This window comes from Falsigemmobacter intermedius (genome assembly GCF_004054105.1).
Lineage (GTDB): Bacteria > Pseudomonadota > Alphaproteobacteria > Rhodobacterales > Rhodobacteraceae > Wagnerdoeblera > Wagnerdoeblera intermedia.
In genome coordinates this window covers 322-11,450 of sequence record NZ_SBLC01000058.1, presented here as the reverse complement: position 1 = coordinate 11,450, position 11,129 = coordinate 322, and the positions used below count along the sequence as shown (strand labels likewise).

At 58.9% G+C, this 11,129-nt stretch carries 11 protein-coding genes; all 11 read left to right on the top strand.

The genetic code is table 11. The features are described 5' to 3' along the window. Window positions 1-1,093, top strand: a 1,093-nt coding sequence (locus tag EP867_RS17965; protein ID WP_206616374.1) for a TraB/VirB10 family protein, incomplete at its 5' end; no start/stop codon positions are given. Between the two features lie 330 nt (window positions 1,094-1,423). Next, complete coding sequence (gene traA, locus EP867_RS17960; RefSeq protein WP_128490839.1) at window positions 1,424-1,777, top strand: TraA family conjugative transfer protein; 354 nt, start codon at window positions 1,424-1,426, stop codon at window positions 1,775-1,777. 128 nt (window positions 1,778-1,905) lie between these two features. Next, window positions 1,906-2,685, top strand: coding sequence for a DsbC family protein (locus tag EP867_RS17955; RefSeq protein ID WP_124964885.1), 780 nt, complete (start codon window positions 1,906-1,908; stop codon window positions 2,683-2,685). Window positions 2,686-2,696: 11 nt separating this feature from the next. After that, window positions 2,697-5,135 carry a type IV secretion system protein TraC gene (traC, locus tag EP867_RS17950; RefSeq protein WP_128490838.1) on the top strand — a complete coding sequence of 813 codons (2,439 nt, stop codon included), beginning with the start codon at window positions 2,697-2,699 and terminating at the stop codon, window positions 5,133-5,135. Beyond that, the gene (locus EP867_RS17945; RefSeq protein ID WP_128490837.1) at window positions 5,135-5,635 is read left to right on the top strand and encodes a hypothetical protein; all 501 of its coding nucleotides are present in this window, start codon (window positions 5,135-5,137) and stop codon (window positions 5,633-5,635) included. Before traC ends, EP867_RS17945 begins: the two co-directional genes overlap by 1 nt. A gap of 10 nt (window positions 5,636-5,645) precedes the next feature. After that, window positions 5,646-6,203, top strand: a complete 558-nt coding sequence (locus tag EP867_RS17940) for a S26 family signal peptidase (RefSeq protein ID WP_128490836.1) — start codon at window positions 5,646-5,648, stop codon at window positions 6,201-6,203. Then, window positions 6,191-7,501, top strand: coding sequence for a TrbC family F-type conjugative pilus assembly protein (locus EP867_RS17935; RefSeq protein ID WP_128490835.1), 1,311 nt, complete (start codon window positions 6,191-6,193; stop codon window positions 7,499-7,501). The genes EP867_RS17940 and EP867_RS17935 overlap by 13 nt, the downstream gene beginning before the upstream one ends. Continuing rightward, window positions 7,498-7,875 (top strand): hypothetical protein, encoded by a 378-nt coding sequence (locus EP867_RS17930; RefSeq protein ID WP_128490834.1) that lies wholly within the window; start codon window positions 7,498-7,500, stop codon window positions 7,873-7,875. Before EP867_RS17935 ends, EP867_RS17930 begins: the two co-directional genes overlap by 4 nt. A gap of 8 nt (window positions 7,876-7,883) precedes the next feature. Next, complete coding sequence (locus EP867_RS17925) at window positions 7,884-8,315, top strand: hypothetical protein (protein WP_124964879.1); 432 nt, start codon at window positions 7,884-7,886, stop codon at window positions 8,313-8,315. After that, window positions 8,315-9,379: a TraU family protein gene (locus tag EP867_RS17920; RefSeq protein ID WP_124964878.1), complete on the top strand. Its 1,065-nt coding sequence runs from the start codon at window positions 8,315-8,317 to the stop codon at window positions 9,377-9,379. Before EP867_RS17925 ends, EP867_RS17920 begins: the two co-directional genes overlap by 1 nt. 4 nt (window positions 9,380-9,383) lie before the next feature. After that, window positions 9,384-11,129, top strand: a 1,746-nt coding sequence (locus tag EP867_RS17915; protein ID WP_194085568.1) for a hypothetical protein, incomplete at its 3' end; no start/stop codon positions are given.

Here is an 11,129-nt window from a genome sequence, read left to right as displayed (position 1 = left end):
TGTTTCGTTGGAGGGCCTGAACCGTCGTCTGGCGGAACTGGAAACCGGCGGGAAACGCCAGAGAGATGACATGCGCAGCGAATTGGACCGTTTGGTGTCGGTCGTGGGCAACCTCACGCGCTCGATCGACATTATGCAGCGCGACATGAACGCCAACATTGATCGTCGCGTGAATGAGGCTGTCTCGCGGGCTGCTTCGCAAATGGCGCCTGCACCTGTGCCTGGCCCCGTCGCTGTCCCGCCCTCGGTTTCAAGCCGTGGCTCCACCCGCGCCGCTCCCGCAGTGCCAGCCGAGAGCCCGGAAGAGATCGCCCGCCGTCGTGCGCGTGAACGTGCCCAAACCGAGCGCAACGAAAGCATCTATAAGCCAGCTGAGCCGCCGCCACTTGCGACGCCTCAGCAAGGTGCGCAGGCTCGTGTTGCCCCCCGCATCGCAGTCTATTCCTCCCCTGATCCCGAGCCTGTGGATCAGCGGCAGGAAATGCTGTCGAACATCCCCGACGTTCAGATCCCCGCAGGATCTATTCTCTCAGCCTACCTCCTGACTGGCTTGGATGCGCCTACGGGGACACGCGCCCAGCAATCGCCCGTGCCGGTCCTGATGCGGATCAAGAAAGAGGCCATTCTCCCCAATCACGCCTGGGCTGATGTGACGGACTGCCATCTGCTTGGCTCTGCCTATGGGGATCTCGGCTCCGAGCGCGTCAATATCCGGGGCGAGACGGTCAGCTGTATCCTGCGCGACAACACCGCTGTTGAAGGCTCCGTGCGCTTCTTTGTGGCGGGTGAAGACGGCAAGAACGGCATCAAGGGCACGCTGGTCAGCCGTTCGGGGCGCATTCTTGCGGCAGCTGCCGGCTCCGCACTTGCACAGGGCCTTTTGTCCTCCCTCGACAGTGGCAGTGAGGGCAACGTCTTCCTCGGCGGCGCAGGCGGCGGCGGCGCCATGGAAGGGGCCAGCAAAGGCTTCGACCTTCTCACCGAATACTACCTCGATCTGGCTGAACAGACTTTCCCGGTCCTCGAAGTGCGTAACGACCGCTGGATTGATGTTGTCCTGACCGAAATGCTCACCATCAAGTTCAAGGGTTGATCATGCGTAAGATGCTCATCCTATCCGCCCTTCTTCTCTCCGCCTGCGGCAGTGCAAACGTGCTCGGCCAGAGCGAGGGCGAGTGCGACAAGAACCCGGAGGCATGCGCCTCCGTGCGTCAGGCGCACAAGAATTCCAATGGACCTGTCTCCCCGATCCCTTCGGAAGCCGCTCTCCAGCGCGCTGATACCATGAGGGTCTGGGTGGCACCGATGCGCACCAGCAGAGGCGTCCTCACCAATTCGGGCCACATTTACCTCGAATGACGTGGCGGCGGCCCGATGTACCGCCCGTCAGAAAACCATCGTCTCAAATAAAGGAAGAGACTCCATGTTCGCTAAACTGTTCAAGAAAGTCGCACCGCTCGCAGCAGTTGCAGCAGGCACCGCCGTTCTGGCAACCGCCGCTCAGGCGGGCACCTCGGGTGCCGAATTCCAGGAAGCTTACGAAATGCTCGTCGGCTGGATCGAGGGCTTCTTCGGCCGCGCAATGGCAGTCGCCTTCCTGCTCGTCGGCCTGTTCATGGGCATTGCCCGTCAGAACCTGATGGCATGCGGTATCTCGATCGCCGTCGCATTCGGCCTCGTGATCACCCCGACCATCCTCGACTCCATCCTGACCGCCACCGTTTCGGCTGAAACCGTCGCTGTGGAAGCAGAAGTCGCTCAGATCGCAGCTGAGTAAGTGTGAGCCGTAAACGGCCCACACTACACGCCTCGCTGGCAGCACATTTCGCGATCTGATGCCAGCTAATCGGGGGGCTGCGGGAGACGAGCCCGCGGCCCCTTTTCCTTCTATATGGGTCACATAAGATGGCGAAAGCAAAAAAGCTAATGGCTGCCGCAGTGTTCACGGGTTTTTGCCTCTCCGTGACTGGTGCCGCTGCTCAGGAACCTTCTGCTCAAATTCCCTATATCTCTGACTTCACCAATCCCGGCGTGGCCGTTCAGGTGGAGAAGGACCAGATCAAGGAATACGAGCAACTGGTCAGCCCCTTCACTCATGCGATCTCGCTGCATGGGCGTGACGGCATCGCGTATGTCAGCCAAAACGGCCGTTTTATCCTGCGCGGCGTCATCTTCGACACTTGGAACGGCGAGACGATCCAGACCATGGATCAGCTGCGCAACACCAAGAAGACCCTCAACCTTTCAGAGCTGGGCCTGAAGGACGAGGATATTGATCCGATGTTCTATGGCACCGGCCCCAAGAAGGTCACTGTCTTCGTGGATCCTCTGTGCCCCTTCTGCGGCCAGCTGTTTGACGAAATGCTCGGCAATCCAAGCTACGCACAGGAATACACCTTCAAGATCCTGACCGTCCCCTTCCTCGGTGACGACAGCACAAAGGCCGTGACCGCAATCAGCTGCGCGACCAACCGTGAGGAAGCTCTGCGCGCTCTCATGACCAAGGACCGCCGCTGGATGCAGACACAGGCTGCACCTGAAAGCTGCAACCCCGAGCCGATCATGCAGCGCACCATCCTGAGCCAGATGCTCGGGGTAACGGGGGTGCCTTACATCATTGGTGCCGAAGGCGGCATCGCTCGCGGCATGCCCGCCGATCTGCGAACCTTCCTCGCAAGCAACTGATTGGGGCCACCATGTTCGATTTCCTCCAGTACCAGAAGCTGCCCGATTACCTGCCGTGGCTCGCCTATGACGACGACAGCAAGCTGTTCCTGCTTGACGGGAACTACATCGGCTTCACCTTCTCGGCTCAGCCGCTGGCGGGATTTGAGCCCACCATGGAGCGCCGCTTTGCCTCGCTGCTCAACGCAGAGTTTCCCAAGGGCTCGATGCTGCAGTTCAACCTGATGGTCTTTGACGATGTGTCCGACCACGTGGCTGACTTCCGCAAGGCCCGCATGGGCAGCGACGATCCTCTGATCACCGCTGCCGTCAAAAAGACCGCTCAATTCGTGCTCGATGGAGCAAAAGGCATCGGCACGAATATCCCCTTCCGCAATGCCACGCTGCTGATCTCGGTGAAGATCCCGATCAAGGCAATTACACCGGATGAAGAAGAGTGTTCGTCCTCGATGCGGCTGCGCTCTGACGTGTCTGCGCTTCTCCACACCATCGGGTTTCAGGAACTGCGCGTCCTGAACGACACCGAATTGCTCTATTACCTGTCGCAGATCTTCAATCGCGGCCACCTTGCTGCGTGGCGCAGCGGCCGCCAGCCGGTCGATGAAAGCCGCTGGCTGCGTGAACAGGTCGTGGACTTCGATAACACCGTCACTGTTGGCGAAAAGCAGGTGCGCGTAGGCGATACCTATGTCTCCTCGCTCTCGGTCAAGAAACTGCCCCGCAGCGCCTATTTCGGGCTGGCAGAGCGGCTTTCCGTGGACTCGCATTCTGGCGATCAGGGCATCCCCTGCACCCACATGATCAACTGCACGATCAAGATCGAAGACGTTTCAGAGATGAAGCCCAAGATCGAGGCGCGGCGGAATTACTATGGCAACTACGCCACCGGCCCGTTTGCCCGCATCCTTCCGCAGTACCCGATCCGGCACGCTGACTGGTCGCTGCTGTCTCAGTCCATTCAGAACGGTGACACCGTGCACCGCTTCGCATTGAACATCCTTTTGTTCAGCAATTCGTCCGAGGAAGCCCGCCGCAACGCCTCCGTAACGCGGACTTACCTCAACGGCATCGGCTTCAGCTTTATGGAAGATGCCGGCGTCGTCTTCCCGCTCCTGCGCGCCAACCTGCCGCTCGGTCCGGAAAAAGAAGACCAGCGCAACCTCTCACGTTACCGCCTGATGAACGGCACCGGGATCTCGGTATTCGTGCCCTGCTTCTTTGAGTGGCGCGGCACACCGACGCCTCTGGTTTCGCTCGTGGGGCGTGGCGGTCAGGTTATGGGGTTCTCGCCCTTTGACAGTGGAACCAACTACAACATGACGATCAGTGCTGAATCCGGCGCGGGTAAATCGTTCCTCTCGAACGAAATGATCTCATCGATCCTCGCCACGGGCGGCAAGGTCTGGGTCATCGACGTTGGCCGCTCCTACATGAAGCTCTGTGACAGCTTGGGTGGCCAGTTCCTGAGTTTCGAACAGGGGTCAAACATCTGCCTCAACCCCTTCTCGTGGGTGAAGGATGATGAAACCTTCGAGGAAGTTCAGGACATTCTGATCAGCCTTCTGGCTACAATGGCGGCCCCTCAGGCCGGTCTTGATGACTTCCAGACCAGCGCATTGCGCACGGTTCTGCTGGAACAGTTCAAGCTGCATGGGGACCAGCTGTCGATCGACCATATTGCGGACGCATGCCTTGCTCTTTCGAAAGAGCTGGGCGAGGGGCTGCAACAGGAGTTCCGCGAAAAACGTCTCAGCGACATTTCGTTTGGCCTGCGTCCCTTCTGCAAAGACGGCCACTACGGCAAGTATTTCAACGGCCCTGCCAACATCGACTTCACCAAGAACTTCGTTCTGTTGGAGCTGGAAGAGCTGAAGAGCCAAAAGCACCTCCAAACGGTCGTGCTGCTCATGCTGATCTACCAGATCCAGAACGGCATGTACCAAGGCAGCGTGAGCATTAAGAAAATGCTCCTGATCGATGAAGCGTGGGATCTGCTTAGCGATCCGAAAATCGCCAACTTCATCGAGGCCGGCTATCGCCGCTTCCGCAAATACAATGGCTGCGCCTGCATCATCACTCAGGCCCTGACCGACCTTCACGACACGCCCACTGGCCGCGCTGTTCTGGCTAACTCGGCAGCCACCATCATGCTGCAGCAGAAGTCCACTACGCTCGACAAACTTGCCTCCGGCGATCACCCCGAGTTCAGCCGTGCGCTGTGTGAGCGCCTGAAAACCGTGCGCACTGTCAAAGGCCACTTCTCAGAGGTTTTCGTGCGGACTGCGACCGGGGCAGGTATCGGCCGCTTCGTCGTGGATCCCTTCCGCTCGCTTCTTTACTCAACGCACCCCGACGATGTGCGCGACATTAACCGCTTCAAATCGCAAGGCATGTCCACCGTTGACGCCATCACTGCGGTCATTGAAGCCCGCCAGCGTGTGAGGCTGTGATGGCCGATCACTCGATGGAAGTCACCATCTCCACCAGCCTGTCCATAGCCGCCTTTGGCGCGGCTGTGGCGGCACTTCTCTTCGTCTGGCGCACCCCGGAGCCGACGCAGCTGCTGATCTACGACAATGAGACGATCAGCGAGCAGGTGGCTCCCTATGCCGCAGCCGGTCAGAACCCGATTGCGGTTGTGGATGCGGCTGTCGCTGAGGCGATAGCGCATGGCTATGTCGTCGTAGACTCCCGCATTGAGATCAAAGGCCCGCCCCAGAGCATTCTGCGCCTTGCTGATTTCGTTGCCATTGGTGGCGCGGTTGGCCGCGATGAAGTGGTTAAACCCCTGACTGTCCTGCCGGGCACAACGCCTGTGCCGCCCCAGCCTGCCGCCCCTGTGGCGGCAGCCCCGCCCCGCGAGACCCCCAAACCCATCGGAGCCGATGTGGAAGACTTTGCCCGCCAGCTGATGGGCGGCGCAGTCAGCGCATCATCCCGCCAAAACTGAGAGGCCCGTCATGGCAGAGCGTAAGAAAAAGACGATCCACGATTTCAGCTGGCGCTTTGGCGTGAAACTCGTGGCAATGATCGCGGCTCTTGGCGGGACCGCTGCCTATGCCTCAGCCCGCTATACCATCGGCCTCGACACCCAGGAGCATCGCTGTCTGGATGAGTGGATCTATGTGATCGACACATGGAAAAAACCCACAGCAGACGACGTGCAGCGGTTTGATTATGTCGCGGTTGCCCTGACCGCAGAACAGACGCCCGCCAATGCCAAGTGGCGCCCAGGTCATGTGATGGTCAAACGCGCCGTGGCCACCGATCCGGGCGATCAGGTGGAGATTACACGCGAAGGCATCAACTTCAGCCATGGCGAAGAGATCTGGGCCCATGGGACGGCCTTGGAAGCCGCTGAAATGATCGGATCCACCCCCGAGGCCTTCGAGCGGGAATTTCAGCTGGCCGAGGGTGAACTTTTCCTGATGGGTGACAAGGTAAACAGCTATGACGGCCGCTATTACGGCCCCGTCCGCGAAGAGCAGATTGTGGGGACCGTCCTGTGGGCGTGGTGAGCCTCAGAGCGGCGCTGTCCGCACTGGCGCTCTCCTGCGCGCCTCTGGCCTTACAGGCTCAGGAATATCGACTGAGCCCGCAGGATCTGCTGCCGCAGTCCAACTACGAATTTGATCTGCCCACTGGTGCCGAGCTTGCCAATCCCAAAGGGATGGAAGCCTTCAATAAGATGGCTGAAGAAATCCGCCAAAGCTCCACCGCAATCGTGATGAAAGACCTGCAGGAGCGTGGCATTGCACTCGGCATTCTGCCTGACGGCCAGACCCCAGCTGAAGCATTGGCTGCCGCGGCCGGCGAGGCCCGCCTTCCTGAGGGCTACCGCGTCACTATTTTCGTCAGCCGCGCCATGGGTGAAGGCGCTCTGCGCGACCTCATGAGCCTGCACCGCAACCGAAAGGATGTGCGTTTTGTTTTCCGTGGCGTGCCCGATGGCATGTCAGTTCCGGAATTTGGCTGGTGGCTTAAGGAGCTTCTGTCTCCTGATGGCGACCTGATCCAGGATCTCCACATCAACCTCGATCCCGAGCTCTTCGATCTGGCCGGCGCCGAAATGGCCCCGACAATGATCCTCGAAGACCTGAACCAGACCGACACTGCGGCCACCAATGGCAAGGATGTGGGCAAGATCATGGCCCGCGCCGTCGGCTTTAATGACCCTGACTGGCTCTATGAGCGGATGCAGAAGGGGCAGACCGATGAACGCTCCAACAATGCCGTGCCGATCGAGGAAGAAGATCTGCGCGTGCGGGCAGAGCGCGAAGCGGCCGCTGTGGCGTCGCGGTTCACCCGCGATCCTGAAGTTCTCAAAAGCCGATATTGGGACAGGCAGGCTGCCAGCCTGAAGAACATGCGTGTCATGCCTGCCGGCACTGACAGGCGGCGTGTTCTCCACTTCATGTACCGCGCTGGTGAAGAGATCAAAGATAACGATGGGAAAGTCCTCGCTTTCGCAGGCGAAGTCTTCCAGCCCCACGACGTGCTGCCCTTTGATCGGCGCATCTTCGTCTTCAATCCTAACATCGAGCGTGAAGTTCGTTTCGTGGAGGAACAGCTTCAGACGAACCGTGCCGGCGTCTCCCGCATCATGCTCATTGTGACTGAGGTTCCTCAGACCCAACCCGGTCAGGAGCCGTGGGATGGGTTGCAGGCACTGATCAACCGCTTTGGCGTCCAGGTTTTCCTGCTCAACGATCACTTCCGCACCAGCTTCAGCATCAAGGCTACCCCGACCGAGATCTTCCCGGAGCAGGGAAATGGTCGCGTCGAGGTCATCAGCGAAGAGTGGGGGCTGCTGTGAGCGTCAAAAACACAATCTGCGGCCATTTCACGAGCCGCATCTATGGGGAGAGGGCAGAGGCTATGACCGAGCAATATCTACCGGATCAGTCCAATATCAGAAGCATCTGCCAGAAGTGCATCCGCGCACGTGGCATTGCGCTGCCCGCAGGATATGCCGACCTCGGGGGACTTGCGCGTTGTTCCTGCTGCGCTGAAATCGCGGATTGCCGCGACCCTGATGTGCTGCGCCGCTATGCAGAGGCGGGCATCCCGCCCTCCGTCGCCTTCTACAGCTTCCCTCTCCTTCGCCACCCACTCAGCGGCGACAAGCTTCATATGAGCTCGATTGAGGCCTTCATCCTCGCCGCGACCGGCGGTGACGTGGACGACTGAGGTTGGCGATGATGAGAACCGGGCGCGACATTGACAGACTGAGAAAACAGGCGACGGGGTTGGGCTTCTTCAATGCAGCCCTCGAAGACTTTGCCGCCAGCTATCAAAAGCTTTCGGCTCATGTGAGCCTGAATATCTGCTCTCACTGCCTCGGCAGGCAGCACCTCGAATTGAAGGCCTCAAGCATAGATCTGATGGCCTTTGGCCTTTGCGGGCAGTGCGGAAAGATCAAACGGGTCTGCGATCTGGATCTTCTGAAGCTCTACCGCGCCGCAGGCATGAGCAATTCCACCATCCTCGGGAATCTCCCTTTGCTCAGGCAGGATTTTCCCACTCGCCCGCTCCTGACCGAAGGGATGATCCTCGCTCTTTTGGAGAAGATAGACATTCCTCACGATCAGCCCGGGCCTCCCCAAGACAGCCCCGGAGGTGATGACTGATGTTTTCCAAGCTGAAAAGGACCGTCAAAACCGCCGCTTTCGCGCTGGCAGTCTCAAGCGCGGCGGCCAGTGCGGGCCAGTGCCCTGCGTCGAATATTCTGACCACCGGTATCGTCTCGAACGTCTGTTGGTCGTGCATCTTCCCGCTGCGGCTTGCTGGCATCACCCTTTTCGGCAACTCGCAGTCTGAGGGCGGGACCGACAGCAACGGCTTTTCGCTCTCATCAAAGCCCCGCGTCCCGAATGGGGCCGCAAACCGTGCTGTTTGCGTCTGCTCTGACGGCCCTCTGCCCTCTGTGGGCATTCCGATTGGCATGTGGCTGCCAGATCAGATCTATGAAACCACGATGACACCGGGCTGCTCATCGGTGCTGGGAGGCGTCCAGATCGGTCTTGCCGACAAGCTTTACCTCGGCACGTCAGGCGCGCCGACGGGTGATCTTGAACAGCAAAGCTTCAATCACATCCACACCTACAGCTACCCCGTTGTTCTGATGATGGAGCTGTTCACCAAGTGCGCCGCTCAATACAGCGATATCGACATCCTCTACATGTCTGAGATCGACCCTATGTGGAACGATCCCATTGTGGCCATGTACGGCAATCCCATGTCGGTCTTCGGCTCCTCGATCATTGCTCAGGCAGCCTGCGCAGCGGATTCCATCTCATCGAGCCTCGGCCAGCCTATCGACAACCTCTTTTGGTGTGGAGGATCGTGGTCGTCCACCATGGCCCCCTATACCGGCTATGAACACGCTCAGGGCACCATGCAGTTCAGCTCTGCAACCGCCCAAAAGCTACTCGCAATGAACGCGGCGCGGGGCATCACCCGCAGGACAGTAGGCAACGATGCCCTCTGTCAGGCGCAGTACACGCCCATGGTCAAACGCTCTCATTACCGCTGGCAGACGGCCTGGCCTCGCCCTGAAGGCACGCGCAACCACGCCTCTGGTGAATCTGTGCTTCGCTGGGGAGCCGCCCGCGTCGTCCCCGGCGTCGCGGAAATGCCCATCTACCTCCGCTGGAGCTGGACTGATTGCTGTGCATCCATAATCGGGAACTGAGGCCATGAATCCATTCATTCAAAAACTCGGTGCGACCCTCAGCCTGATCGGCATGATCCATGCTTCAGTGGCTGATATTGCATGGGCCCAGACCATGGACACCGGGACAGCAGCGGGGCTTGCGAACACCGATCTGTTCAAACCCAATCCCGGAGCCCTGTACGGCAATAACAATGGGAATGTCGAAATCATCGGCGTCTCTCCGGGGAATTCCAACCTAAGTTTAGGACCGTCCGACCTTTACTTTGGCGCGGCTCCCCAGACTGAACAGGGTGGCGCACTCCCCGAGATCTCGACCTATGAAGATCTCTATGCTCACCGCGACCAGCAGATTGGCAACCTCCAAAGCGGAACCGGCAATTTCAGCTCGACGGGCAGCCTGAACGCAGAGGCGGCGGCGCTGGAAGTCTTGCGTGAGAGCAACAATATCCCCTCGGTCAGCGGAGACAGTTTCCTCGTCCCATCACGCGATCTGATGGATGATCCAAATGTTTCTGCCGAGTTTGGGCAATGCATCGTTCACCAGATCCAGGAAGAAATTACCCACGAATACACCGATAGCGTCACCGAAACCTGTGACACTCTGGGTATTGATACCTCCCCGATGATCGCGCAGCGCCAATACCGTGGGCCTGCCGAGCTGTTCACCTATGTCTGGGACAATGGTCACTACTGCCAGCACGGCGGTCGCAGAATTGGGGTCGATGTGCCCGAGACCTGCGGCAAGCTCTCGATCCTGCAAGCTATCCCTGAAGCGACCAATGGCGGCGTGGTCCGAGCTCAGTCATGTGGTGGCAACAGGGGCTGTGTTGAGCTCGTGCTGGACATGAATAATCAGCCTCACGCTGTGGGCATTAACTTCACAGTCCGCAGCAATATCAACCTGACCCGCGCGAATCTGCGCTTTAACCAGCCGCAGGGGACGCCGCACATTCTTACCTATCAGGGCGGCAATACGTGGGTGCCAAACGAAGGCCGCGATTTCCCCGAGATTGTTCAGACCAAAGGGCAGATCCAGAGGCTCGCCTATCAGAGCCAGAATAACATAATCCGTGAGCCTCCAACGGGCTACTACTATGAGTTACCTCGCTATGGGACCAATATCGGTTACGAGTGGGCTCATGACAGTCAAGGCCGCGTAAAATACATCCATTGGCAGGGTGCGCGCCTCACTGAACCATATGTTCATATGAACTCGTTCACGCATGGCGAGTGGACGTATTATCCAGATTTTAGTTACTCGCGCCCGCACTCTCTTAACGGACGTGGATATGGCATCTACCGTATCCGTCACGGGGGCGGCTCATCTGGCACGTTGACTACGCGCCTCGAATTTACGGAAGAGCTTTTCACCCCATGGGTCTTCAACGCGAACCGGTGGGCTGAGATTCAGCTGCTGGCGCAGGAACAGTCCTGCAACGTCGCTTATACGGTCAACGCCACAGCCCAAAACGCCAATGGGTGCGTCAATGCCCTGATCGGCTCTTCAGGCCAGTCTGGTCAAATTTGTGGTGGCGACATCCCTGTTTCACCATTTGATGCCCTCACAGACCGCGCAGCTACCCAGATCAGCGTCACCCCGATCTGCAACTTTGGTGGCGTAGATGAGGACGGGGATGAGTCATTCACCGAGGCCAACACCTGCACGCGCCTCGAAGAGGATAAAACCTGCACCTACATGGGCCGTGAGTGCGTCGAAGAGCTGAGCAATGGCCAGTGTCTCGTTTATGAAAGCCGATACTCATGCGGT